The sequence below is a fragment of the Rhizobium sp. CB2179 genome (assembly GCF_057653455.1).
This window is the reverse complement of sequence record NZ_CM172781.1, coordinates 1,428,862-1,453,297: the sequence shown is the minus strand read 5'-3', so window position 1 is coordinate 1,453,297 and position 24,436 is coordinate 1,428,862. Positions and strand designations below refer to the sequence as shown.

The window sequence follows — 24,436 nt, the reverse complement described above, 5'->3', positions numbered from 1 at the left end:
CCCTTACTTCGCGGCCGACTTGACGGCGTCGCGCACGATGATCCAAGCACCCTTGGAACCAGGAACAGCACCCTTGATCAGGATCAGACCACGATCTTCGTCGGTCGAAACCACTTCCAGGTTCTGCGTCGTGACGCGCGTCTGGCCCATGTGACCAGCCATCTTCTTGTTCTTGAAAACCTTGCCCGGATCCTGGCGCGAGCCAGTCGAACCGTGCGAGCGGTGAGACACCGACACACCGTGCGTGGCGCGCAAACCGCCGAAGCCGTGACGCTTCATGGCGCCGGCAAAACCCTTGCCGATCGTCGTACCCGTCACGTCGACCAGCTGGCCAGCTGCGAAGTGACCCGCCTTGATCTCCGTACCGATCTCCAGCAGGTTGTCTTCCGAAACGCGGAATTCCGTGACCTTGGCCTTAGGCTCGACGTTGGCAATGGCAAAGTTGCCGCGCATCGCCTTCGACGTGTTCTTTACCTTCGCCTGGCCGGCACCGAGCTGAACTGCGGTATAGCCATTCTTTTCGACAGTGCGCGTGGCAACGACCTGGACGGCCTCCATACGCAGTACCGTTACCGGGACATGCTCGCCGGCGTCGTTATAGACGCGGGTCATTCCCACCTTCTGTGCAATCACACCTGAACGCATCGGTTCAATCCTTCTCACTCAGCCCGAAGACCCGAGGTCTCAGAGCTTGATCTCAACATCGACACCGGCGGCGAGATCGAGCTTCATCAGCGCGTCTACCGTCTGCGGGGTCGGGTCAACGATATCGAGAAGGCGCTTATGCGTGCGCATCTCGAACTGTTCGCGGCTCTTCTTGTCGATATGCGGGGACCGGTTGACCGTAAACTTCTCGATGCGGGTCGGAAGCGGAACGGGGCCCCGGACGCTTGCACCGGTGCGCTTAGCCGTCGATACGATCTCACGCGTGGAGGCGTCGAGAATCCGATGATCGAACGCCTTCAGGCGGATGCGGATATTCTGGCCGTTCATTCGACTTTATCCTTGTGTCTGTTATCCGCGTGTCACCACTTAGGGACACGACTTACCTTCAGTTACGTTAGCGGGCCACCGGTTTCAAAGATCGAGAGGGACACCGAGATCGGCGTCCCTATCCTTTCCTTGGGCCAGGTGGCCCAGCCGCTAATTACTCGACGATCGACGCGACGATACCGGCGCCGACGGTGCGGCCGCCTTCGCGGATAGCGAAGCGCAGCTTTTCTTCCATCGCGATCGGAACGATCAGCTCGACCGATACCGTGACGTTGTCGCCCGGCATGACCATCTCCGTGCCTTCCGGCAGCGTTACGATGCCCGTCACGTCGGTCGTGCGGAAGTAGAACTGCGGACGGTAGTTGGTGAAGAACGGCGTATGACGGCCACCCTCTTCCTTCGTCAGGATGTAGGCTTCAGCCATGAACTTCTTGTGCGGCTTGACCGAACCCGGCTTGCACAGAATCTGGCCACGCTCAACGCCGTCACGGGTAACGCCGCGGATCAGCGCACCGATGTTGTCGCCAGCCTGGCCCTGATCGAGCAGCTTGCGGAACATTTCAACGCCGGTCACCGTCGTCTTCGTCGTCGGGCGGATGCCGACGATCTCGACTTCTTCGCCAACCTTGACAATGCCACGCTCGACGCGGCCGGTCACAACCGTACCGCGGCCCGAGATCGAGAACACGTCTTCGATCGGCAGCAGGAACGGCAGGTTGATCGGACGCTCAGGCGTCGGGATGTAGGCGTCGACAGCAGCCATCAGCTCGCGGATCGAATCTTCGCCGATCTTCTTGTCCGAATCTTCGAGAGCAGCAAGTGCCGAACCCTTGACGATCGGGATATCGTCGCCCGGGAAATCGTAGGACGACAGCAGTTCGCGAACTTCGAGCTCGACCAGTTCGAGAAGCTCGGCGTCGTCAACCTGGTCGACCTTGTTCAGGAACACCACGATTGCCGGAACGCCGACCTGGCGGGCCAGCAGGATGTGTTCGCGCGTCTGCGGCATCGGGCCGTCAGCGGCCGAGCACACCAGGATCGCGCCGTCCATCTGGGCAGCACCGGTGATCATGTTCTTGACGTAGTCGGCATGGCCGGGGCAGTCGACGTGGGCGTAGTGGCGGGCCGGTGTCTCGTATTCAACGTGAGCCGTCGAAATCGTGATGCCACGCGCCTTTTCTTCCGGAGCCGCGTCGATCTGGTCGTACGCCTTGTACTCACCGAAGTACTTCGTGATCGCTGCCGTCAGAGACGTCTTACCGTGGTCAACGTGGCCAATCGTGCCAATGTTGACGTGCGGCTTGTTGCGCTCAAACTTACTCTTTCCCATTTTCGGGTCTCCGTTTTGCTAGTCCCCGAAGGGATCTAATTCTTGTTATCGGTCAATTGGTATTCCGGTCACTTCTGACCGGAATACTTTGCCTGGATTTCAGTTGCGACGTTCGACGGGACCGGCGAATAGTGATCGAAGGTCATCGTGTACTGGGCGCGGCCCTGGGACATGGAGCGCAGGTTGTCGACGTACTTGAACATGTTCGCGAGCGGGACGTTCGCGTTGATGACGACGGCGATACCACGGCTTTCCTGGCCCTGGATCTGACCGCGACGGGAGTTCAGGTCGCCGATAACGTCGCCGACGTAATCTTCCGGGGTGACGACTTCGACCTTCATCATCGGCTCGAGCAGCTGAGCGCCGGCCTTCCTGGCTGCTTCACGGAAGCAGGCACGCGATGCGATTTCGAAGGCGAGAACCGAGGAGTCGACGTCGTGGAAGGCGCCGTCGATGAGGGTCGCCTTGACGCCGAGCATCGGGAAGCCTGCGAGCGGACCCGAAGACAGAACGCTTTCGATGCCCTTCTGGACGCCGGGGATGTATTCCTTGGGAACGGAACCGCCGACGATCTTCGATTCGAACTTGAATTCGTCGCCTTCCGGGTTCGGTTCGAAGACGATCTTGACGCGCGCGAACTGGCCGGTACCACCGGACTGCTTCTTGTGCGTGTAGTCTTCTTCATGCGTCCTAGTGATGGTTTCGCGGTAGGCAACCTGCGGCGCGCCGACAGTTGCTTCGACCTTGAATTCACGACGCATGCGGTCGACGATGATGTCGAGATGCAGTTCGCCCATCCCGGCGATGATGGTCTGGCCTGATTCCTGGTCGGTCTTGACGCGGAAGGACGGATCTTCAGCAGCCAGGCGGTTGAGCGCGAGGCCCATCTTTTCCTGGTCGCCCTTGGTCTTCGGCTCGATGGCGATCTGGATGACCGGCTCCGGGAATTCCATGCGCTCGAGGATAACCGGCTTCAGCGGATCGCAGAGCGTGTCGCCCGTCGTGGTTTCCTTGAGGCCAGCGAGAGCCACGATGTCGCCTGCGAAGGCTTCTTCGATGTCTTCACGCGAGTTGGAGTGCATCTGCAGCATACGGCCGACGCGCTCGCGCTTGTCCTTGACCGTGTTGATGACCGAAGTGCCCTTCTCGAGCTTGCCCGAGTAGATGCGGGCGAAGGTCAGCGAACCGACGAAGGGGTCGTTCATGATCTTGAAGGCGAGCATGGAAAGCGGCTCGCTGTCATCGGCATGACGCTCGATTTCGGCTTCCGTCTTGAAGTCGATGCCCTTGATCGCCGGGATGTCCATCGGCGACGGCAGGTAGTCGACGACGGCGTCGAGCAGCGGCTGCACGCCCTTGTTCTTGAAGGCAGTGCCGCAGAACATCGGGTGAAACTTGACGTCAATCGTGCCGCGGCGAACCAGCGCACGGATCTGATCGTTGTCGGGCAGAATACCTTCGAGGTAAGCTTCGGTGGCGGCTTCGTCGATGTCGACGACCGTCTCGATCAGCTTTTCGCGATATTCTTCAGCCTTGGCCTTCATGTCCTCGGGGATCTCGACGACATCCCACTGGGCGCCGAGCGACTCGTCGCGCCAGATGAGTGCGTTCATCTCGACCAGGTCGATGACGCCCTTGAATTCGGTTTCTGCACCGATCGGGAGCTGCATGACGACAGCCGTTGCACCGAGACGGGTCTTGATCATCTCGACGGAGCGGTAGAAGTCCGCACCGGTCTTGTCCATCTTGTTGCAGAAGATCATCCGCGGGACATTGTACTTCTCGGCCTGACGCCAGACGGTTTCCGTCTGCGGCTCAACACCGGCGTTGGCGTCGAGCAGCGCGATGGCGCCGTCGAGAACGCGCAGCGAACGCTCGACTTCAATGGTGAAGTCGACGTGGCCGGGAGTGTCGATGATGTTGAAGCGGCGCGTTTTGCCGTCACGACCCTTCCAGTAGGTCGTGGTGGCAGCAGAGGTGATCGTGATGCCACGCTCCTGCTCCTGCTCCATCCAGTCCATGGTGGCTGCGCCGTCGTGAACTTCGCCGATCTTATGCGACTTGCCGGTGTAATAAAGAATACGCTCGGTGGTCGTGGTCTTGCCGGCGTCGATATGCGCCATGATACCGAAATTACGGTAGTCTTCGATCTTATATTCGCGAGCCATTGTGGACTGCCTTTCGATACCGTTCGGAATTACCAGCGATAGTGCGAGAACGCGCGGTTGGCGTCAGCCATCTTGTGCGTGTCTTCGCGCTTCTTGACGGCGGAGCCGCGGTTGTTGGACGCATCGAGCAGTTCGCCGGAAAGGCGGTCAACCATAGTCGTTTCATTGCGCTTGCGGGCAGCAGCGATCAGCCAGCGAATAGCAAGAGCCTGGCGGCGCTCCGGACGAACATCGACGGGGACCTGATAGGTCGCACCACCGACACGACGCGAGCGAACTTCAACGTGCGGGGCAATGTTCTCCAGCGCAGAATGGAAAACCGTGAGCGGCTCCTGCTTGGCCTTGCCCTGAACAACGTCGAACGCACCGTAGACGATGTTTTCAGCAACGGACTTCTTGCCGTCGAGCATGATGGCATTCATGAACTTGGTGACGACGAGATCGCCGAACTTCGGGTCCGGATTGATCTCGCGCTTTTCTGCTTTATGACGTCTGGACATATTTTGTCTCTTCAACCGTTAAGGCGCTTCATGACGCGGAGGACCTCGCGCAGCGCCGGATTATTCAAAAACCGAATTACTTCGGACGCTTCGCGCCGTACTTGGAGCGGCGCTGCTTGCGGTTCTTGACACCCTGGGTATCGAGAACGCCGCGGATGATGTGATAACGGACACCCGGAAGGTCCTTGACGCGGCCGCCACGGATCATGACGACGGAGTGTTCCTGAAGGTTATGACCTTCGCCGGGGATGTAACCAATGACTTCGAAGCCGTTGGTCAGGCGGATCTTTGCGACCTTACGCAGAGCCGAGTTCGGCTTCTTCGGCGTCGTCGTGTAGACGCGCGTGCAAACGCCGCGCTTCTGCGGGTTCTCCTGGAGTGCGGGAACCTTGTTACGCTTTACGTTCGCCTGGCGAGGCTTGCGGATCAGCTGGTTTACGGTAGGCATTCAACCATCCCTTACGTTTTATCTCAGTACCCTTGCGGGCTTGAACTCGCGCCGTCTCCGGCAGTGACGCGCGCTTTCCGTCAATGCGCAAAATATGGCCCGATCCGCTTCCGCAGATGGACCACAAGGAGCAGAGGACGCATAGAATATGCGTCGTGCGTGCAGCATCATGACTTCAACGTGCGTTTAGAACCTTGTTTGAGGTGAACTTCAGGGCGAGTCGCCCCGAACAGCCAAGCCTCACATGGGATCTGATGGCCGGGGTACTACTGGTTTCCACCCGTCTCGTCAAGGCCGGTTAAGAAATAAACTCGCCGTATCGCCTTGATATGCCGGCCGAACGCCCTGTTTCATCCTTCTAGACGAATTCACGGCTGTGCCCCAAGATAAAAACTTGGGCATTGCAGCAAAAGCAGTTAAGGAATCAGCAAATGCGGCGTTCGGCCCTCCCAGCAGGATTCGAGCGACAGAATCGTCAAAGAGCCGAAGGACGGGCGATGATCACGACACCTGATAACGACAATAATTTCGACGGCCCGATGATCTTCATCATCATCGGCAAGGGCTACGAGTCCGACGCCAGCGAAGGCATCGACCTGCACATCATGCTGAAGGCGCCTGACGACGACACTGCCGTACGCGAGGCCTTGAACGCCCTTGCCGAGGAAGGCTTCATCGAGGCAGATCTCGACCAGATCGGCATGCTGACCGAGGTCCCGGCCGAAGAGCCGCACGCCTCTGCCTACCAGGGCGCCATCGAAGGCGAAGTCGCGATCATCCGGTTCAACTGAAGGGCGCCGTTGCTGACGCTGCCAAGGCAGCATAAGCGGAAGCAGCCTCCCTCCCCGCCAAATAATAAGAGCAGATAAAACAAAACCGCCCGGATCGCTCCGGGCGGTTTTTCAATTTCATAGACTTCAGCTGCGGGTTATTCCGCAGCCGGAGCCTTTTCGGCCATGTCCTGCAGCATCGGCGTGGCAACGGCAGCACCCGTACCCTTGCGGCGCTCTTCGAGGATCATCTCGTCGCGCGACGTGGCGATGCGGCGGATCTGGGTCATGGTGCCGCCAGTGCCGGCCGGGATAAGGCGGCCGACGATGACGTTTTCCTTCAGACCCTGCAGACCGTCGGTCTTGCCGGCGATCGCAGCTTCCGTCAGCACCTTTGTCGTTTCCTGGAAGGACGCGGCCGAGATGAAGGACGGGGTCTGCAGCGATGCCTTGGTGATGCCGAGAAGAACCGGATCGCCATAGGCTGGTTTCTTGCCCTGCTCGATCAGGTGATCGTTGACGTCTTCGAGCTCGATCCGGTCGACATTGTCGCCGACGATATAGGTCGAGTCGCCTGCATCGGTGATTTCCACCTTCTGCAGCATCTGACGGACAATCACCTCGATGTGCTTGTCGTTGATGACGACGCCCTGCAGGCGGTAGACTTCCTGGATCTCGTTGACGAGGTAGGAGGCCAGAGCCTCCACGCCCTTGATCGCCAGGATGTCGTGCGGAGCCGGGTTACCGTCGAGGATGTAGTCACCCTTTTCGATATAGTCGCCTTCCTGAAGGTGGAAGGGCTTGCCCTTCGGAATCAGGTATTCGACAGGCTCGACACCGTCTTCCGCCGGCTCGATGATGACGCGACGCTTGTTCTTGTAGTCGCGGCCGAGGCGGATCGTACCATCGATCTCTGCGATGATGGCGTGGTCCTTCGGACGGCGGGCTTCGAACAGCTCGGCAACACGCGGCAGACCGCCGGTGATGTCCTTGGTCTTGGCGCTTTCGAGCGGCGAACGGGCGAGAACGTCACCCTGGGAGACCTTCGTGCCCGGCTCGACCGACAGGATCGCATCGACCGAGAGGAAGAAGCGGGCGTCACCACCACGGGAGAGCTTCGCGATATTGCCGCTGGCATCCTTGATGACGATCGCCGGCTTGAGGTCCGAGCCGCGCGGGGTCGAACGCCAGTCGATAACCTGACGCTTGGTGATGCCAGTCGATTCGTCGGTCGCTTCCAGAACGGAGAGACCGTCGACCAGATCTTCAAACTGAACGGTACCAGCCACTTCCGTCATCATCGGACGGGTGTAGGGGTCCCACTCTGCCAGACGCTGGCCGCGCTTGACCTTGTCGCCTTCGTCGACATGCAGCTTCGAACCGTAGGCCACACGCTGCGACGACCGCTCGACACCACGTTCGTCCAAGATCTGGACGGTCATGTTGCGGCCCATGGCAACGAGGTTGCCATCGGAGTTGCGCAGAATGTTGCGGTTCTTGATCTGCACCGTACCTTCGTACGAGGCTTCGAGGAACGACTGGTCGACCACGGTTGCCGTACCGCCAAGGTGGAAGGTACGCATGGTGAGCTGGGTGCCCGGCTCGCCGATCGACTGAGCAGCGATAACGCCGACGGCTTCGCCCATATTGACCGGCGTACCGCGCGCAAGGTCGCGGCCGTAGCAGACCGAGCAGACGCCCGTCTGGATTTCGCAGGTCAGTGCCGAGCGGATGCGGATCGACTGGATGCCGGCCTTCTCGATTTCGACGACGTCGGGCTCGAGGATCATCCTGCCGGCATCGACGATGCGCTCACCCGTGACCGGATGATCGATGTCGTCGAGCGCCGTGCGGCCGAGGATACGGACGCCGATCGAGGCAACCACCTGACCGGCATCGACGATTGCGGTCATGGTGAGGCCCGTCTGCGTTCCGCAATCGACATGCGTGACGATGCAATCCTGCGCGACGTCGACGAGACGGCGGGTCAGGTAGCCGGAGTTGGCGGTCTTCAGGGCGGTGTCTGCCAGACCCTTACGGGCGCCGTGCGTCGAGTTGAAGTACTCGTTGACGGTCAGGCCTTCCTTGAAGTTCGAGATGATCGGGGTCTCGATGATTTCGCCCGACGGCTTGGCCATGAGGCCACGCATGCCGCCCAGCTGGCGCATCTGGTTCGGAGAACCGCGGGCACCGGAGTGGCTCATCATGTAGATCGAGTTCATCGGCTTCTGGCGACCGGTCTTCTCGTCAAATTCGACCGCCTTAATGCGGGCCATCATCTCTTCGGCGACCTTTTCGGTCGCCTTACCCCAGGCGTCGACAACCTTGTTGTACTTCTCGCCCTGGGTGATGAGGCCGTCATTGTACTGCTGCTCGTATTCCTTCACCAGGTTTTCGGTGTCGGCAACGATCTTGGCCTTGGCATCCGGAATGACCATGTCGTCCTTGCCGAACGAAATGCCGGCGCGGCAGGCGTGGGCGAAGCCGAGCTGCATGATGCGGTCGCAGAAAATGACCGTGTCCTTCTGGCCGCAATGGCGATAGACCGTGTCGATCATCTTCGAGATGTTCTTCTTGGTCATTTCCTGGTTGCAGATATCGAAGGGCACCTTGCCGTTCTTCGGCAGCAGTTCGCCGATGAGCAGACGGCCAGGCGTCGTCTCATAGATCTTCGAGTAAGGCTTGCCATCCTCGTCGACCGACTTGAAGCGGCCGCGGATCTTGGTGTGCAGCGTCACGACCTTGCTTTCGAGGGCGTGATGCAGCTCGCCGAGATCGGAGAAGGCCATGCCTTCGCCCGGCTCGTTCTGGTTGAGGATCGACAGATAGTAGAGGCCGAGAACCATGTCCTGCGAGGGAACGATGATCGGCGCGCCGTTGGCCGGGTGCAGGATGTTGTTGGTCGACATCATCAACACGCGGGCTTCGAGCTGAGCTTCGAGCGACAGCGGCACGTGAACGGCCATCTGGTCGCCGTCGAAGTCGGCGTTGAAGGCCGTGCAGACGAGCGGATGCAGCTGGATCGCCTTGCCTTCGACCAGGATAGGTTCGAAGGCCTGGATGCCCAGGCGGTGCAGCGTCGGTGCGCGGTTCAAGAGAACCGGATGCTCGCGGATGACCTCGTCGAGGATATCCCAGACTTCCGGCTTTTCCTTTTCGACCAGCTTCTTGGCCTGCTTGACGGTCGAGGAGTAACCCTTGGCGTCGAGGCGGGCATAGATGAACGGCTTGAAGAGCTCGAGCGCCATCTTCTTCGGCAGGCCGCACTGGTGCAGCTTCAGCTCCGGACCGGTGACGATGACCGAACGGCCGGAATAGTCGACGCGCTTGCCGAGCAGGTTCTGGCGGAAGCGGCCCTGCTTGCCCTTCAGCATGTCGGAGAGCGACTTCAGCGGACGCTTGTTAGCACCGGTGATGACACGGCCGCGACGGCCGTTGTCGAACAGCGCGTCAACGGATTCCTGCAGCATGCGCTTTTCGTTGCGGATGATGATGCCAGGCGCACGAAGCTCGATCAGGCGCTTCAGACGGTTGTTACGGTTGATGACGCGGCGGTAGAGATCGTTCAGATCCGACGTCGCGAAACGGCCGCCGTCGAGCGGAACCAGCGGACGCAGGTCCGGCGGGATGACCGGAACGACCTTCATGATCATCCATTCCGGACGGTTGCCCGACTCCATGAAGTTCTCGACGATCTTCAGGCGCTTCATCAGCTTCTTCTGCTTGAGATCCGACGTGGTGTCGGCAAGCTCGGCGCGCAGGTCGCCAGCGATCTTTTCGAGATTCATCGAGGCCAGCATCTCGTAGATCGCCTCGGCGCCGATCATCGCGGTGAACTGGTCTTCGCCGTATTCGTCGACAGCGAGCATGTACTCTTCTTCGGAGAGGAGCTGGTGCTCCTTCAGGGCGGTCAGGCCCGGCTCGGTGACGATGTAGTTTTCGAAGTAGAGGACGCGCTCGACATCCTTCAGCGTCATGTCGAGCAGCGTCGAAATGCGTGATGGCAGCGACTTCAGGAACCAGATGTGGGCAACGGGAGCGGCGAGCTCGATATGGCCCATGCGCTCACGGCGAACGCGCGACAGCGTGACTTCGACGCCGCACTTTTCGCAGATGATGCCCTTGTACTTCATGCGCTTGTACTTGCCGCACAGGCATTCGTAGTCCTTGATCGGCCCGAAGATGCGCGCGCAGAACAGACCGTCACGTTCCGGCTTGAACGTACGGTAGTTGATGGTTTCCGGCTTCTTGATCTCACCGTAAGACCAGGAGAGGATCTTCTCCGGAGACGCGATCGAAATCCGAATAGAATCGAAATTCTGTGCAGGCACCTGCGGATTGAAAAGATTCATGACCTCTTGGTTCATGCCTGTCTCCTTCATGGGCTAAAGCGCCCTCAAAATGCGATGTCGGCGGCAATTTCCCGGGAGCCGCCTCCCTCGCTTAAACGAGAATAACCGCTGGATGCGGCGAAACTTCCCTCCCGGGCCGACACGGATACGGCGCCCGGTGGGACCGGCGTGCGCCGCATTGGCAGCGCACGCCCTATCAAGTGCTTACTCGGCCGCGTCGGGCAGCTGAGCTGCCTGCGCCTCGTCAAGCTTGGTGTTCTCGAGCTCGACGCTGAGGCCCAGTGAGCGCATTTCCTTGACGAGAACGTTGAAGCTTTCCGGAATACCGGCTTCGAACGTGTCGTCTCCTCGGACGATGGCTTCGTAGACCTTGGTGCGGCCGGCGACGTCGTCCGACTTCACCGTCAGCATTTCCTGCAGCGTGTAGGCCGCGCCGTATGCTTCGAGCGCCCAGACTTCCATTTCGCCGAAGCGCTGGCCGCCGAACTGCGCCTTGCCACCCAGCGGCTGCTGAGTCACGAGCGAGTAAGGACCGATCGAACGAGCATGGATCTTGTCGTCGACCAGGTGGTTGAGCTTCAGCATGTAGATGTAGCCCACCGTCACCTGACGGTCGAACTGCTCACCGGTACGGCCGTCATAGAGCGTCGACTGACCACTATCCTTGAGACCTGCCAGACGCAGCATGTCGTTGACGTCGGCTTCGTTCGCGCCGTCGAAAACAGGCGTCGCAATCGAAACGCCGCGCTTCCACTGGTCGGCGAGGCGCAGAACAGAGTCGTCGTCGAACTCATGGACCTGTTCGGCCTTGGGGCCGTCTCCGACGACATCGCCGATGGTCTTGCGCAGCGGCTCAATGTTGCCATTGGCCTTGTATGCGTCGATCAGTTCGCCGATCTGGCGACCCATGCCGGCGCAAGCCCAACCCAGATGCGTTTCCAGGATCTGGCCGACGTTCATGCGCGAAGGCACGCCGAGCGGGTTCAGAACGACATCGACATGCGTGCCGTCTTCGAGGAACGGCATGTCCTCCACCGGCACAATGCGCGAGACGACGCCCTTGTTCCCGTGACGGCCGGCCATCTTGTCGCCGGGCTGGATCTTGCGCTTTACGGCGACGAAGACCTTGACCATCTTCATGACGCCAGGAGGCATTTCATCGCCGCGCTGGACCTTTTCGACCTTGTCCATGAAGCGCTGTTCGAGGCGCGACTTGGATTCGTCGTACTGGCCGCGAAGCGCTTCGAGCTCGCTCTGGACCTTTTCGTCTTCGACCGCGAACATCCACCACTGCGAGCGGGGATATTCGGAGACGACGGCGTTCGAAAGCTCGGCTCCCTTCTTGAAGCCCTTCGGGCCGGCGATGGAGGCCTGGCCACGCAGCATCTCGATCAGACGGCCGTAGACGTTACGGTCGAGGATCGCCTGCTCGTCGTCACGGTCCTTTGCCAGACGCTCGATTTCTTCACGCTCGATCGCCATCGCGCGCTCGTCCTTTTCAACGCCGTGGCGGTTGAAGACGCGGACTTCGACGATGGTGCCGTAGGTGCCGGGCGGCATGCGCATGGAGGTGTCGCGCACGTCGGAGGCCTTTTCGCCGAACATGGCGCGCAGAAGCTTTTCTTCCGGCGTCATCGGGCTTTCGCCCTTCGGTGTGATCTTGCCGACGAGGATATCGCCCGGCTGAACTTCGGCGCCGATATAGACGATGCCGGCTTCGTCGAGGTTCTTCAGTGCTTCTTCCGAAACGTTCGGAATATCGCGGGTGATTTCCTCAGGACCAAGCTTGGTGTCGCGCGCCATCACTTCGAATTCCTCGATGTGGATGGAGGTGAACACGTCGTCGGCAACGATACGCTCGGAGAGCAGAATCGAGTCTTCGTAGTTGTAGCCGTTCCAGGGCATGAACGCGACGAGCGCGTTGCGGCCGAGTGCCAGGTCGCCGAGATCGGTCGACGGGCCGTCGGCGAGGATGTCGCCGCGGTTGACCTCGTCACCGACGGTGACCAGCGGACGCTGGTTGACGCAGGTGTTCTGGTTCGAACGCTGGAACTTCTGCAGGCGGTAGATATCGACGCCGGATTTGCCGGCTTCGAGGTCTTCCGTGGCGCGGATAACGATACGCGTCGCGTCGACCTGGTCGACCACGCCGCCGCGGCGGGCGCCGATGGCGGCACCGGAGTCACGGGCAACGACCGGCTCCATGCCGGTACCGACGAACGGGGCTTCGGCACGCAGCAGCGGCACTGCCTGACGCTGCATGTTCGAGCCCATGAGCGCGCGGTTGGCGTCGTCGTTTTCCAGGAACGGGATGAGCGCGGCTGCGACCGAAACGACCTGCTTCGGCGAGACGTCCATCAGGTTCATGCTGTCGCGCGGGGCGAGCATGACTTCGCCGGCATGACGGCAGACGACGAATTCGTCGACGAAGGAACCGTCAGCGTTCATCTCGGCGTTGGCCTGGGCGACGTAATACTTCGCCTCTTCCATGGCGGAGAGGTAGAGCACGTCGCTTGTCACCTTGCCGTCGACGATGCGGCGGTACGGGCTTTCGATGAAGCCGTACTTGTTGACGCGGGCAAAGGTCGCAAGCGAGTTGATGAGACCGATGTTCGGGCCTTCCGGCGTTTCGATCGGGCAAATGCGGCCATAGTGGGTCGGATGCACGTCGCGGACTTCGAAGCCGGCGCGCTCACGGGTCAGACCGCCCGGGCCAAGAGCCGAAAGACGACGCTTGTGGGTGATTTCCGAGAGCGGATTGACCTGGTCCATGAACTGCGAGAGCTGCGAGGAACCGAAGAATTCGCGCACGGCAGCGGCGGCCGGCTTGGCGTTGATCAGATCCTGCGGCATGACCGTGTCGATCTCGATCGAGGACATGCGTTCCTTGATCGCGCGCTCCATGCGCAGCAGGCCGAGACGGTACTGGTTTTCCATCAGCTCGCCCACCGAACGGACGCGGCGGTTGCCGAGATTGTCGATGTCGTCGATCTCGCCCTTGCCGTCGCGCAGTTCGACCAACATCCTGACCACGGCCAGGATGTCGTCCTTGCGCAGGATGCGGACGGTGTCTTCGACGGTCAGGTCGAGGCGCATATTCATCTTGACGCGGCCGACGGCGGAGAGGTCGTAACGCTCCGCATCGAAGAACAGCGAGTTGAACATGGCTTCAGCCGATTCCATGGTCGGCGGTTCACCCGGACGCATGACGCGGTAGATGTCGAACAGAGCGTCCTGACGGTTCTCGTTCTTGTCGGCTGTCAGCGTGTTGCGGATATAGGCGCCGACATTGATGTGGTCGATGCCGAGAACCGGGATCTCGTCGAAGCCGTTCGCCAGGATGATGCCAAGCGTCTTCTCGTCGATTTCGTCGCCGGCCTCGAGGTAGATTTCACCCGTCGAGTAGTTGACGATGTCGCCGGCGAGGTAGTTGCCATACAGATCGTCGTCGGCGGCCTTGAGGGCCTTCAGCCCCTTGTCGGACAGCGTGCGCAGCAGGCGCGGGGTCAGCTTCTTGCCGGCTTCCACGACGACTTCGCCGGTATCGGCGTCGACCATCTCGGTGATCGCCTTGGCACCCTTCAGCGTTTCCGGCTTGAAGGGAATGCGCCAGCCTTCGCCGTCGCGCTTGTAGAGCGACTTCGTGTAGAAGGTGTCGAGAATTTCCTCGCCGTCCATGCCGAGCGCCATCAGCAGCGAAGTGACAGGGATCTTGCGGCGGCGGTCGATACGAGCATAGACGATGTCCTTGGCGTCGAATTCGATATCGAGCCAGGAACCGCGATAGGGGATGACGCGCGCAGCAAAGAGCAGCTTGCCGGACGAATGGCTCTTGCCCTTGTCGTGATCGAAGAAGACGCCTGGCGAACGGTGCATCTGGGAGACGATGACGCGCTCGGTGCCGTTGACGATGAACGTGCCGTTGTTGGTCATGAGCGGCATGTCGCCCATGTAAACGGACTGTTCCTTGATGTCCTTGATCGACTTCGCGCCGGTATCCTCGTCAATATCGAACACGATGAGGCGCAGCGTCACCTTCAGCGGCGCTGCATAGGTCAGGTCGCGCTGACGGCATTCGTCAACGTCGAACTTCGGCGGTTCGAACTCGTAGGACACGAATTCCAGCATGGATGCGCCGGAGAAATCGGTGATCGGGAAAACCGACTTGAAAACGGCCTGAAGACCCTCGTCGGGTCGGCCGCCCTTCGGCTCTTCAACCATCAGAAACTGGTCGTAGGACGCCTTCTGAACCTCGATGAGGTTCGGCATTTCTGCGACTTCGGGGATCTTACCAAAAAACTTGCGTACGCGCCTACGACCGTTGAACGAAAGGGTCTGAGCCATCGTCGCTCCTTCAAAATCTTGCACCCGGGCCTGCAACGGACGGGAACCGATGGCCAGTCGATCCCGTCAATCAATGAGTAATTCAATCTCGTCCGACCCCAGAAAACGCTCAGCTCGGATTGCTGTGCTGCCCTCGGTGCGAGACCATCCTTTTGAAGAACCCATTACCCAAAACCCGTTTCGACGCGGCTTTTGGGTAATTCGTTCAGAAAAACGGCAAATGGGAGGCAGTAAAGATACTGCCTCCCAAAGCAGTTCAAGATTACTTGACGTCGGCCTTGGCGCCAGCGTCTTCAAGCTTCTTCTTGATGTCAGCAGCTTCAGCCTTGTTGACACCTTCCTTGACAGCCTTCGGAGCGGCTTCAACGAGATCCTTGGCTTCCTTGAGGCCGAGACCAGTGATGGCGCGGACTTCCTTGATGACGTTGATCTTGTTGGCACCAGCTTCGACGAGGATGACGTCGAATTCGGTCTTTTCTTCTTCAACGACAGCAGCAGCAGCACCGCCGGCAGCGGCAGCAACAGCTACCGGAGCAGCAGCGGAAACGCCCCACTTTTCTTCGAGAAGCTTCGACAGTTCTGCAGCTTCCAGAACGGTCAGCGAGGAGAGGTCGTCAACGATCTTTGCGAGATCAGCCATTTTACTAGTTCCTTTGTTCGGTTCGAACCGGTTGATTATAAACAGCGAAAAACCGCCTTACGCGGCTTCGTCCTTCTTGGCGTAGGCCGCAAACACGCGGGCAAGCTGGCTTGCCGGTGCTGCAACAACCCCAGCGATGCGGGTAGCCGGTGTCTGGATCATGCCCAGCAGCTTCGCACGCAGCTCATCGAGCGAAGGCAGGGTCGCAAGCGACTTGACTGCTTCGGCGTTGAGCGTGGTTGTTCCCATGGCGCCACCCAGGACAATGATCTTGTCATTGGTCTTGGCGAAATCCATGACGACCTTCGGAGCGGTGATCGGATCGGTGCTGTATGCAATCAGCGTCTGACCCTTGAAGAGATTGGTCATCCCTTCCGCTTCCGTACCCTGAAGGGCAATCTTGGCCAGGCGGTTCTTCGCGACTTTGACGGTACCGCCAGCTGCACGCATCTTCGAACGAAAGTCGTTCATCTGCGCGACTGTGGCACCAGCATAGTGGGCCACGACAACTGATCCCGAAGCCTTGAAGACTTCGTTCAGTTCCGTGACGAATTCGCGTTTTTCCGCTCTTTCCACTGCCTATCTCCAGTTGGCGGGACCGAAAATGGGCCCGCCGGTTGCCTTTTGCCTCCTGGGATCATGCGAGATCCCAAGCGACGCTTGAGGATCCTGTCCCCCCGCGCTCTCGCGCCAATCAAGGCTAAAGAGGCACAAGGCATCCAAGGCTCGAACCGAGTTCCTAGAAGCGAACTTCATGCAATTCGGGTCTTACCCGTCTCATGCAGGCACAGTGATTAAGGGAAAACCACCTGCAATCTCGGACAGGATTCCGGATTTCTCCGGAATATTCCGGCCCCTTGCGAGGCCGGAAATTCAGTCGCCGGGCTTAAAGCCCGGCCATAAACTTACGCAGCCGGAGCACCGGTGACCGAGCCGGGCTCGATCTTGACGCCCGGGCCCATGGTCGAGGAAATCGCCACGCGCTTGACGTAGTTGCCCTTGGCGCCAGCCGGCTTCGCCTTGATGACTGCGTCAGCAAAGGCGCGGATGTTTTCTTCCAGAGCCTTGGCGTCGAACGAGGCCTTGCCGATACCGGCATGAACGATGCCAGCCTTCTCGACGCGGAACTCGACAGCGCCGCCCTTGGAAGCCTTGACGGCTCCGGCGACATCCATAGTGACGGTGCCGACCTTCGGGTTCGGCATCATGCCGCGGGGGCCGAGAACCTTACCGAGACGGCCGACGAGCGGCATCATATCGGGGGTGGCAATGCAGCGATCGAATTCGATCTTGCCGCCCTGGACGATTTCGACAAGCTCTTCGGCACCGACGATATCAGCACCGGCGGCCTTGGCTTCGTCAGCCTTGGCGCCACGAGCGAAGACGGCAACACGAACCGTACGGCCCGTGCCGTTCGGCAGGTTGACGACGCCGCGGACCATCTGGTCCGCATGGCGCGGGTCGACGCCGAGGTTCATCGAGACTTCGATGGTTTCGTCGAACTTGGCGACAGCCCGTTCCTTGACCATGCCAATGGCCAGGGTCAGAGCGTAGAGCTTGGTGGGATCAACACCTTCGTTGATCTTCTGCGTGCGCTTACCAGCCATGATCTTAACCCACCACTTCCAGACCCATGGCGCGGGCAGAGCCCTCTATCATCGCCATTGCACCTTCGATATCCGCTGCGTTCAGATCCTTCATCTTGGCTTCTGCGATCGACTTGATCTGAGCCTTGGTGAGGGAGCCGGCCTTGGCACCCTTGCCGGGCGTCTTGGAACCGGACGTGATCTTCGCTTCCTTCTTCAGCCAGTAGCTGACCGGCGGCTGCTTCATCGCGAAGGTGAAGGACTTGTCCTGGTAATAGGTAATGACGACCGGAATCGGCATGCCCTTTTCCATTTCCTGCGTGGCGGCATTGAACGCCTTGCAGAATTCCATGATGTTAATGCCACGCTGACCAAGCGCCGGACCAATCGGCGGGGACGGGTTTGCCGATCCTGCCTTGACCTGAAGCTTGAGCTGGCCTGCAACTTTCTTAGCCATATCTCTCTGCCTTTCATGAACGGCCGGTCGCCCGGCCCGTGATGCCGGATCTCTCCGGCGGCTGCGGTTGCGTGGTGCGGATCATTAGGGTCCGGCTAAGACCCCTCACCTTCCACGCGGATGCGGACAAGGTCCGCAGGAAACAGGCCGCAAGGGCCAGCCTCCAGTTTCTGCAATCAGACCTTCTCGACCTGAGCGTATTCCAACTCGACCGGCGTTGCGCGGCCGAAGATCGACACTTCCACCTTCAGGCGCGAACGCTCTTCGTCCACATCCTGAACCGTGCCGTTGAACGAAGCGAACGGGCCGTCGGAAACGCGGACCTGCTCGCCGATCTCGAAGGTAATCGAGGCCTTCGGCCGCTCGACACCTTCCTGGACCTGACCGAGAATGCGCTCGGCTTCATAGTCCGGAATCGGAACGGGCTTATTGTCGGAACCAAGGAAACCCGTGACCTTCGGCGTATTCTTGATCAGGTGATAGGCTTCGTCCGTCAGATTGGCGCGAACCATGACATAGCCCGGGAAAAACTTGCGCTCGGAATCGACCTTACGGCCGCGACGCACTTCCACCACCTTTTCGGTCGGCACGAGGATCTTCTCGAACAGGTGCTCAAGCCCCTTCTGGCGAGCCTTGTTCTCGATATCTTCAGCCACCTTCTTTTCAAAATTGGAATATGCGTGGACGATGTACCAACGTGCCGCCATTTTCATCTCCACCCGTATCAGTTGCCGGTATTCAGCACGAAGCTCAGAGCCCAGCCAATCAGCTGGTCAGCGGCAAAGAAAAACAGCGCGGCGAAAACCACCATCACCAGCACCATGACCGTCGAGATCATGGTCTCGCGGCGCGACGGCCATGTAACTTTGGACGTCTCGGAGCGAACCTGCTGCAGAAACGTAAACGGATTAGATTTGGATGCCATCGACTGCCCACGCAATTACGGCGCGTAAAGCTGAAACTATCAGCCCCACGCACCGCGTGTCTGTTGAACCCTAAATAAACACCGATTTCCGAATACACAAGAGGGAAACCGAAGTTTAACGAAATTACTTGCCACCAATCAATCCCCGGCCGGAAATGCCGCGAGCATGTCCGCGCTGTCCCGCATCCAGGAAAATGGCAGGGGCAGTAGGGCTCGAACCTACGACCTGCGGTTTTGGAGACCGCCGCTCTACCAACTGAGCTATACCCCTTCATACCGATCATTCAGCGCCTGGGCCAAGGCCCGCAAATCGCTGCTGAAAAGCATGGCGCTCCCTTTAAGACGACGACACGGGATTGGCAAGCACGATTTTCGATTTTCAAGGCCATTCTCCTGATATGCGAGCGATCGGCCTTTCAGTCGCGGAACCACGGTCCATTCAGACCTTCACATATTTCCGCCAATCGTGTTCTTCCTTAAAACCCAGCACCTCGCGGATCTTGCGGTTGGAGAGCAGGCCCTCATATTCGCCGATCTCGCGGGTGAAGGGCACGTTCGGAAAGAATCGCTTCGCAAGCTCTTTCGATGGCGTATTGGCCGAGACGGTGTCGTTGGCGGCGTTGAAGACCTGGTAGCCGAGGCCGTCCTTCTCGATGCAGAGATGGCAGATCTGCCCGAGGTCGCGGGCGTCGATATAGCTCCAGGCGATTCGCTTGCGCATCTCGGGATTGGCGAAAAAGGTCGGAAACTTCTCGTATTCGTCAGGCTCGATGACGTTGCCGATGCGCAACGCATAGATGTCGAAGCCCGAACGTTCGGCAAAGGCGCGCGCCGTCTTTTCGTTGACCACTTTGGAAAGGCCGTAGGAATCCATCGGATTGACGTCGTAGTCCTCCTCTAGCGGGAACTGGTGGAAATCGCGATGGCCTTCGGCGAAGCAGACGCCGTAGGTCGTCTCGCTCGATGCGACGATGATCTTCCGGATGCCGAGTTTCACCGCCGCCTCGATGACATTATAGGTGCCCATCGTGTTGATACGGAAGGTTTCGTTGTCGGGCTTGATCAGGATGCGCGGGATGGCGGCGAAATGCACGACGGCGTCGAAGGGCTGTACGCCCCTGCCCGCGTCGAGATCGGGAAAATCGCGATGCATCGAAAGCGCGTTGAAGACCTGACCGCTATCGGTGATGTCGGCGATGAGATTGGTGACGCCGGGGCTATCGAGCGGCACGAGATCGAGGTTGTGAACCTCGTAGCCGGCATTGACGAGCCACGGCACCGCATGGCGACCTGCCTTGCCCGAACCGCCGGTGAATAGAATACGTCTCTTCATGGAATATCCTCCGCGTCATGAAATCGGAGGCATAGATAGACGCTTCCGCGCGAAGAGCAAGCGAGCGTCCTGCAAGGGTTCACCCCCGCGTCGCCAGGAGCATCCTATCCGGGAGCACCTGACCGATCATTTCCGATCACCGCAGAACCCTGCGATGTTCGGCAAAGGTCGTCACTTGACGACACTTACCTCGCCAATCTGCACTACGGCAGACTGAACAACTTCTTGCGGTATCGCAGCGATGAAAAACATCGTGAAAACATACATCGCGAATATCGTCGCAGCGAATGTGGCCTTTGGAATCATCCGGGCTCTCCTCTTTGCAAGGAGGAGTCTGGACTACATTGACCCAATCACAAACCGGTTTCTGAACGTGAGATGAACAAAATACTGTGACAGGCCAACTTAACGATATTTTTACAACACCTGTTAAACCTACAGGAAGCCATCAAAATGAAAAACCCCGCTGTTTCCAGCGGGGTCTTCATAATTGCGGATAACTCGAAAGTTACTCGACGATCGACGCGACGATACCGGCGCCGACGGTGCGGCCGCCTTCGCGGATAGCGAAGCGCAGCTTTTCTTCCATCGCGATCGGAACGATCAGCTCGACCGATACCGTGACGTTGTCGCCCGGCATGACCATCTCCGTGCCTTCCGGCAGCGTTACGATGCCCGTCACGTCGGTCGTGCGGAAGTAGAACTGCGGACGGTAGTTGGTGAAGAACGGCGTATGACGGCCACCCTCTTCCTTCGTCAGGATGTAGGCTTCAGCCATGAACTTCTTGTGCGGCTTGACCGAACCCGGCTTGCACAGAATCTGGCCACGCTCAACGCCGTCACGGGTAACGCCGCGGATCAGCGCACCGATGTTGTCGCCAGCCTGGCCCTGATCGAGCAGCTTGCGGAACATTTCAACGCCGGTCACCGTCGTCTTCGTCGTCGGGCGGATGCCGACGATCTCGACTTCTTCGCCAACCTTGACAATGCCACGCTCGACGCGGCCGGTCACAACCGTACCGCGGCCCGAGATCGAGAACACGTCTTCGATCGGCAGCAGGAACGGCAGGTTGATCGGACGCTCAGGCGTCGGGATGTAGGCGTCGACAGCAGCCATCAGCTCGCGGATCGAATCTTCGCCGATCTTCTTGTCCGAATCTTCGAGAGCAGCAAGTGCCGAACCCTTGACGATCGGGATATCGTCGCCCGGGAAGTCGTAGGACGACAGCAGTTCGCGAACTTCGAGCTCGACCAGTTCGAGAAGCTCGGCGTCGTCAACCTGGTCGACCTTGTTCAGGAACACCACGATTGCCGGAACGCCGACCTGGCGGGCCAGCAGGATGTGTTCGCGCGTCTGCGGCATCGGGCCGTCAGCGGCCGAGCACACCAGGATCGCGCCGTCCATCTGGGCAGCACCGGTGATCATGTTCTTGACGTAGTCGGCATGGCCGGGGCAGTCGACGTGGGCATAGTGGCGGGCCGGCGTCTCGTATTCAACGTGAGCCGTCGAAATCGTGATGCCACGCGCCTTTTCTTCCGGAGCCGCGTCGATCTGGTCGTACGCCTTGTACTCACCGAAGTACTTCGTGATCGCTGCCGTCAGAGACGTCTTACCGTGGTCAACGTGGCCAATCGTGCCAATGTTGACGTGCGGCTTGTTGCGCTCAAACTTACTCTTTCCCATTTGAATGCTTCCTGTGAACGAAAATGGTGGCCCCGGCGAACCGGTTTAGTGCCGCCGTTTAAGGCTTTCGGCGACATTGCGCAAGACTTAATTGCAGACGCCATTCTTGGCCTGACAGCGCATATGGGAGACAATTCGCCGCCTGCAAGGCGATTCGCCAAAGCCCCCTCGAAAATCGCTGAAATCTTAGAGAAAATCGCATCGACCGCCTGAGACGCGCCATAGACGTTCGGCGTCGAGCGCCCTTCCCTGCCCGCCGACAGCCACAACCGTCAGCTTCTCCGCCAGCGCCGGAGACATCTCGGGACTACCGCGGCAGCGGTCGTATGACGTCGAGTAGCGGAAACTGGAGCGGGTAGCGGGAATCGAACCCGCGTATTCAGCTTGGAAGGCTGCTGCTCTACCATTGAGCTATACCCGCGCGGGTGGTCCGATCCGATGACGAATGGTGGAGAGAGTTGGATTTGAACCAACGTAGGCTGAGCCAACGGATTTACAGTCCGTCCCCTTTAACCACTCGGGCATCTCTCCAGTTTTTCGTCCGGATCGCAAGACCAAGTTCGTCAGACTTCGAAGCGTTGCCGCCCGTCGTCTGCGCCGCGTATATGACCGGAGCATTTCAGTCTGTCAACACGATGACAACGGAAAAAACACGAAAAATTTCATTCGCCGCCGAAAGCCGGCATATGAAAGAAAGCCTATGCGGCAGCGAGCGCCATGGCTATAAAGCTGCATGAGCAAAGACAACAAATCCGGCGGCAAGACCGCGACAGACCCATCCGCCAAGGATACGCATTACGCCACTCTGCGGCGCGCCCACCGTGACGCCAAGCGCGAACGCGGGGAGATTCCGACGCCTCAACCGCAGAAGCGAAAGCGCGGCGGTGACGACTGGAAGCCGCCGGCGCTTGCGCCCGACCAGGTGCATCTCTATGGCCTGCATACGGTGCGTGCAGCGCTCGACAATCCCGAGCGCAAGAAGATCAAGCTGTTCGTAACGCAGAACGCACTGGCGCGCCTCGAAGTCGACGTCGAAGCGCTCGGCATGCCCTTCGAGATCGTCTCGCCGCAGGAGATCGACAAGGTGCTCGGCCCCGAGGCGATCCATCAGGGCGTCATGCTGGAAACACGGCCGCTTCCGGTCCGCCGGCTCGAAGCGCTGAAGGAAAGCCCTCTCCTGCTCGTCCTCGATCAGGTGACCGATCCGCACAATGTCGGCGCGATCATGCGCTCGGCCGTCGCCTTCAATGCGGGTGCGGTCATCACCACCCAGAGACATAGCCCGACCGAATCGGGCGTGCTCGCCAAGTCCGCCTCCGGCGCGCTGGAACTGATACCTTATATACAGGTGACCAATCTCGCCGATGCGCTCGGTGAATTGCACAAGCTCGGTTTCTCCACCATCGGTCTCGATTCGGAAGGGCCGGCGCCACTCGAAGGCACCTTCTCGGGCGAGAAGGTGGCGCTGGTGCTCGGCTCCGAGGGCAAGGGACTTCGGCAGAAGACGCGGGAAACCGTCAACGCACTTGCCCGTCTCGACATGCCGGGCGCGATCAAATCGCTCAACGTCTCGAACGCAGCGGCAATCGCGCTTTATGCGGCGCGGCTCCACCTGAAGGCATAGGGTGGCCCGCAGGCAGTCATTCAAAGTGCTACAGAGTCCTATGCGCGTCTGAAAAGACGCGCAGCGCTGTCGTCGCGACAAAGGGGAATTGTCATGATCCGTTTCATCCCCAGGCTCGCGGCTTCGGCGGCAGCACTCCTCGTCTGCGGTTTCGCATACGGGCAGGATATCGATCCCGATATTCTCAAAGCGCAGGCCGGGACATATCTCGTTGCCGCGGAAGACGGAGGAGCCGGATGCCGGCTGACGCTGGAAACCGGCGAAGCGATCGGCGGCTATTCGCTCTCCGGTCAGGACTCCTGCATCAAGCCGCTGCCGGCACTTGCCGAAGCCTATTCCTGGAATTTCGACGGCAATGGCGGCGTCATCCTGATCGATGCGACGCGCAAGGTGCTCGCTCGCTTCGTCGAGAACGAAGGTTCGCCGATGAAGACGGAGGATGGTGCGGCGCTGTTGCTGATCGCGGCCCCTGACGGCGTCGATCGCCTGCCGACCGTCAGCAGCCTTGCCGGGACATGGACGATGCAAAGACCGGACGGCGAAAGGCTCTGCGGCGTGACGCTCAACGGCGATGTCGATGCGGACGGCAACGCGCTGCTGTCACTTTCCGAAGATTGCGCTGCCAATGTCGCCAGACTGAAGCTCGCAGTCTGGCATATCGAGGGTTTCGGGCTGACGCTGATGGGCCGTGACGGTTCGTCGCTTGGCTTCGACATGCGCGCCGACGGCAATTTCGATAAGTCGAAGGAGGAAGGTGGTAAGCCGCTTTCGCTCGTCCGCCGCTAACCCGCAGCCAGGCTCCGATGACGGAAAAATCCACTTTTGCCTTGGAATGACGCCCCGGGGCACTATGATCGGGCGATGTCCGGTTGTAGCGACCAGCTCAGAAGCAAGAAGGAACGATCCCTATCATGGCCATTCGACCGCTGATTTTCGGTATCCTCTTCATCGCGGTCTTCGTCGTGATTATCATCAGCATCATCTGGGTGGACACATCGCACCCCATCCACCAGCCCGATCCCCTGTCGCCGACGGCGCCCGGCCCCGCGACGCCGGGACAGGTACAATAATACTGGCAGGAACGCGGACGGCGATCATGCGTTAATCCCGGAATCGAACGAGGATTGAACGCCTATGCGTATAATGATCGCCGTCGTCGCCTTCATGATTGTCTCCGTGCTCAGCATCGCGATCATGTCGCCCTCCGGCGCTGGACAGACCGGCAATGGCGACAGGATAGAGGCGAGCGTCAACGAACCCGTCACTCATTAAAATAATGGCC

General features: G+C 59.6%; 21 protein-coding genes and 3 tRNA genes. 5 read left to right on the top strand and 19 right to left on the bottom strand.

Annotated features, from left to right (window positions below):
* Positions 1–3 precede the first annotated feature (3 nt).
* From rplC to rpsL, 6 genes are all read right to left on the bottom strand, one after another.
* Entirely contained in the window at positions 4–645 is a 642-nt protein-coding gene (rplC, locus tag AC244Q_RS07245) for a 50S ribosomal protein L3 (protein WP_003558542.1), read from the bottom strand.
* 39 nt (positions 646–684) lie between these two features.
* The gene (rpsJ, locus tag AC244Q_RS07240) at positions 685–993 is read right to left on the bottom strand and encodes a 30S ribosomal protein S10 (RefSeq protein WP_003547547.1); all 309 of its coding nucleotides are present in this window, start codon (positions 991–993) and stop codon (positions 685–687) included.
* A gap of 154 nt (positions 994–1,147) precedes the next feature.
* Positions 1,148–2,323 (bottom strand): elongation factor Tu, encoded by a 1,176-nt coding sequence (tuf, locus tag AC244Q_RS07235; protein WP_012757012.1) that lies wholly within the window; start codon positions 2,321–2,323, stop codon positions 1,148–1,150.
* A gap of 68 nt (positions 2,324–2,391) precedes the next feature.
* Positions 2,392–4,491 carry an elongation factor G gene (gene fusA, locus AC244Q_RS07230; protein WP_012757019.1) on the bottom strand — a complete coding sequence of 700 codons (2,100 nt, stop codon included), beginning with the start codon at positions 4,489–4,491 and terminating at the stop codon, positions 2,392–2,394.
* Positions 4,492–4,520: 29 nt separating this feature from the next.
* On the bottom strand, positions 4,521–4,991 hold the full coding sequence (rpsG, locus tag AC244Q_RS07225) for a 30S ribosomal protein S7 (RefSeq protein ID WP_011651422.1): 471 nt from the start codon (positions 4,989–4,991) through the stop codon (positions 4,521–4,523).
* A 76-nt stretch (positions 4,992–5,067) separates the two neighbouring features.
* Positions 5,068–5,439 carry a 30S ribosomal protein S12 gene (gene rpsL, locus AC244Q_RS07220; RefSeq protein ID WP_003547537.1) on the bottom strand — a complete coding sequence of 124 codons (372 nt, stop codon included), beginning with the start codon at positions 5,437–5,439 and terminating at the stop codon, positions 5,068–5,070.
* A 497-nt stretch (positions 5,440–5,936) separates the two neighbouring features.
* On the opposite strand from rpsL, the gene AC244Q_RS07215 reads away from it, so the two are divergent.
* Positions 5,937–6,230 carry a hypothetical protein gene (locus AC244Q_RS07215; RefSeq protein WP_012757018.1) on the top strand — a complete coding sequence of 98 codons (294 nt, stop codon included), beginning with the start codon at positions 5,937–5,939 and terminating at the stop codon, positions 6,228–6,230.
* A gap of 137 nt (positions 6,231–6,367) precedes the next feature.
* Here AC244Q_RS07215 and rpoC read toward each other — a convergent pair whose 3' ends face one another.
* The 13 genes from rpoC to AC244Q_RS07150 all read right to left on the bottom strand — a co-directional run bounded on the left by rpoC (position 6,368) and on the right by AC244Q_RS07150 (position 22,061).
* A complete protein-coding gene (gene rpoC / locus AC244Q_RS07210; protein WP_003558528.1) occupies positions 6,368–10,576 on the bottom strand; it encodes a DNA-directed RNA polymerase subunit beta' in 4,209 nt (1,402 codons plus the stop codon).
* Between the two features lie 189 nt (positions 10,577–10,765).
* A complete protein-coding gene (rpoB, locus tag AC244Q_RS07205) occupies positions 10,766–14,905 on the bottom strand; it encodes a DNA-directed RNA polymerase subunit beta (RefSeq protein WP_128406351.1) in 4,140 nt (1,379 codons plus the stop codon).
* A 262-nt stretch (positions 14,906–15,167) separates the two neighbouring features.
* Positions 15,168–15,545, bottom strand: a complete 378-nt coding sequence (gene rplL / locus AC244Q_RS07200) for a 50S ribosomal protein L7/L12 (RefSeq protein ID WP_003547523.1) — start codon at positions 15,543–15,545, stop codon at positions 15,168–15,170.
* 57 nt (positions 15,546–15,602) lie between these two features.
* Entirely contained in the window at positions 15,603–16,121 is a 519-nt protein-coding gene (gene rplJ / locus AC244Q_RS07195; RefSeq protein ID WP_012757016.1) for a 50S ribosomal protein L10, read from the bottom strand.
* A gap of 329 nt (positions 16,122–16,450) precedes the next feature.
* Positions 16,451–17,152 (bottom strand): 50S ribosomal protein L1, encoded by a 702-nt coding sequence (gene rplA, locus AC244Q_RS07190; RefSeq protein ID WP_012757015.1) that lies wholly within the window; start codon positions 17,150–17,152, stop codon positions 16,451–16,453.
* Between the two features lie 4 nt (positions 17,153–17,156).
* A complete protein-coding gene (gene rplK / locus AC244Q_RS07185; protein ID WP_003547518.1) occupies positions 17,157–17,588 on the bottom strand; it encodes a 50S ribosomal protein L11 in 432 nt (143 codons plus the stop codon).
* Between the two features lie 176 nt (positions 17,589–17,764).
* Positions 17,765–18,295, bottom strand: a complete 531-nt coding sequence (gene nusG, locus AC244Q_RS07180; protein WP_003547516.1) for a transcription termination/antitermination protein NusG — start codon at positions 18,293–18,295, stop codon at positions 17,765–17,767.
* A 17-nt stretch (positions 18,296–18,312) separates the two neighbouring features.
* On the bottom strand, positions 18,313–18,513 hold the full coding sequence (gene secE / locus AC244Q_RS07175) for a preprotein translocase subunit SecE (protein WP_003558522.1): 201 nt from the start codon (positions 18,511–18,513) through the stop codon (positions 18,313–18,315).
* A gap of 195 nt (positions 18,514–18,708) precedes the next feature.
* Positions 18,709–18,784 (bottom strand) — tRNA-Trp (locus AC244Q_RS07170).
* A gap of 168 nt (positions 18,785–18,952) precedes the next feature.
* Positions 18,953–19,846: an NAD-dependent epimerase/dehydratase family protein gene (locus AC244Q_RS07165; protein ID WP_012757013.1), complete on the bottom strand. Its 894-nt coding sequence runs from the start codon at positions 19,844–19,846 to the stop codon at positions 18,953–18,955.
* Between the two features lie 508 nt (positions 19,847–20,354).
* On the bottom strand, positions 20,355–21,530 hold the full coding sequence (gene tuf / locus AC244Q_RS07160; RefSeq protein ID WP_012757012.1) for an elongation factor Tu: 1,176 nt from the start codon (positions 21,528–21,530) through the stop codon (positions 20,355–20,357).
* Between the two features lie 347 nt (positions 21,531–21,877).
* Positions 21,878–21,951: transfer RNA gene (locus tag AC244Q_RS07155), tRNA-Gly, on the bottom strand.
* Positions 21,952–21,976: 25 nt separating this feature from the next.
* Positions 21,977–22,061 (bottom strand) — tRNA-Tyr (locus tag AC244Q_RS07150).
* Between the two features lie 202 nt (positions 22,062–22,263).
* Between AC244Q_RS07150 and rlmB the strand changes: the two genes are divergently transcribed.
* The 4 genes from rlmB (at position 22,264) to AC244Q_RS07130 (ending at position 24,426) form a co-directional block, all read left to right on the top strand.
* Positions 22,264–23,154 (top strand): 23S rRNA (guanosine(2251)-2'-O)-methyltransferase RlmB, encoded by an 891-nt coding sequence (gene rlmB / locus AC244Q_RS07145; RefSeq protein ID WP_017993646.1) that lies wholly within the window; start codon positions 22,264–22,266, stop codon positions 23,152–23,154.
* A 93-nt stretch (positions 23,155–23,247) separates the two neighbouring features.
* Complete coding sequence (locus AC244Q_RS07140; RefSeq protein ID WP_128407375.1) at positions 23,248–23,940, top strand: AprI/Inh family metalloprotease inhibitor; 693 nt, start codon at positions 23,248–23,250, stop codon at positions 23,938–23,940.
* 125 nt (positions 23,941–24,065) lie between these two features.
* Positions 24,066–24,224: a hypothetical protein gene (locus tag AC244Q_RS07135; protein WP_003558513.1), complete on the top strand. Its 159-nt coding sequence runs from the start codon at positions 24,066–24,068 to the stop codon at positions 24,222–24,224.
* Positions 24,225–24,288: 64 nt separating this feature from the next.
* A complete protein-coding gene (locus AC244Q_RS07130) occupies positions 24,289–24,426 on the top strand; it encodes a hypothetical protein (RefSeq protein ID WP_003558511.1) in 138 nt (45 codons plus the stop codon).
* Positions 24,427–24,436: the final 10 nt, after the last annotated feature.

Excerpts from the sequence above, each read along its gene's own strand:
- rplC (WP_003558542.1), bottom strand. The coding sequence starts at position 645 with ATGCGTTCAGGTGTGATTGCACAGAAGGTGGGAATGACCCGCGTCTAT.
- rpsJ (WP_003547547.1), bottom strand. The coding sequence starts at position 993 with ATGAACGGCCAGAATATCCGCATCCGCCTGAAGGCGTTCGATCATCGG.
- tuf (WP_012757012.1), bottom strand. The coding sequence starts at position 2,323 with ATGGGAAAGAGTAAGTTTGAGCGCAACAAGCCGCACGTCAACATTGGC.
- fusA (WP_012757019.1), bottom strand. The coding sequence starts at position 4,491 with ATGGCTCGCGAATATAAGATCGAAGACTACCGTAATTTCGGTATCATG.
- rpsG (WP_011651422.1), bottom strand. The coding sequence starts at position 4,991 with ATGTCCAGACGTCATAAAGCAGAAAAGCGCGAGATCAATCCGGACCCG.
- rpsL (WP_003547537.1), bottom strand. The coding sequence starts at position 5,439 with ATGCCTACCGTAAACCAGCTGATCCGCAAGCCTCGCCAGGCGAACGTA.
- AC244Q_RS07215 (WP_012757018.1), top strand. The coding sequence starts at position 5,937 with ATGATCACGACACCTGATAACGACAATAATTTCGACGGCCCGATGATC.
- rpoC (WP_003558528.1), bottom strand. The coding sequence starts at position 10,576 with ATGAACCAAGAGGTCATGAATCTTTTCAATCCGCAGGTGCCTGCACAG.
- rpoB (WP_128406351.1), bottom strand. The coding sequence starts at position 14,905 with ATGGCTCAGACCCTTTCGTTCAACGGTCGTAGGCGCGTACGCAAGTTT.
- rplL (WP_003547523.1), bottom strand. The coding sequence starts at position 15,545 with ATGGCTGATCTCGCAAAGATCGTTGACGACCTCTCCTCGCTGACCGTT.
- rplA (WP_012757015.1), bottom strand. The coding sequence starts at position 17,152 with ATGGCTGGTAAGCGCACGCAGAAGATCAACGAAGGTGTTGATCCCACC.
- rplK (WP_003547518.1), bottom strand. The coding sequence starts at position 17,588 with ATGGCTAAGAAAGTTGCAGGCCAGCTCAAGCTTCAGGTCAAGGCAGGA.
- nusG (WP_003547516.1), bottom strand. The coding sequence starts at position 18,295 with ATGGCGGCACGTTGGTACATCGTCCACGCATATTCCAATTTTGAAAAG.
- secE (WP_003558522.1), bottom strand. The coding sequence starts at position 18,513 with ATGGCATCCAAATCTAATCCGTTTACGTTTCTGCAGCAGGTTCGCTCC.
- AC244Q_RS07165 (WP_012757013.1), bottom strand. The coding sequence starts at position 19,846 with ATGAAGAGACGTATTCTATTCACCGGCGGTTCGGGCAAGGCAGGTCGC.
- tuf (WP_012757012.1), bottom strand. The coding sequence starts at position 21,530 with ATGGGAAAGAGTAAGTTTGAGCGCAACAAGCCGCACGTCAACATTGGC.
- rlmB (WP_017993646.1), top strand. The coding sequence starts at position 22,264 with ATGAGCAAAGACAACAAATCCGGCGGCAAGACCGCGACAGACCCATCC.
- AC244Q_RS07140 (WP_128407375.1), top strand. The coding sequence starts at position 23,248 with ATGATCCGTTTCATCCCCAGGCTCGCGGCTTCGGCGGCAGCACTCCTC.
- AC244Q_RS07135 (WP_003558513.1), top strand. The coding sequence starts at position 24,066 with ATGGCCATTCGACCGCTGATTTTCGGTATCCTCTTCATCGCGGTCTTC.
- AC244Q_RS07130 (WP_003558511.1), top strand. The coding sequence starts at position 24,289 with ATGCGTATAATGATCGCCGTCGTCGCCTTCATGATTGTCTCCGTGCTC.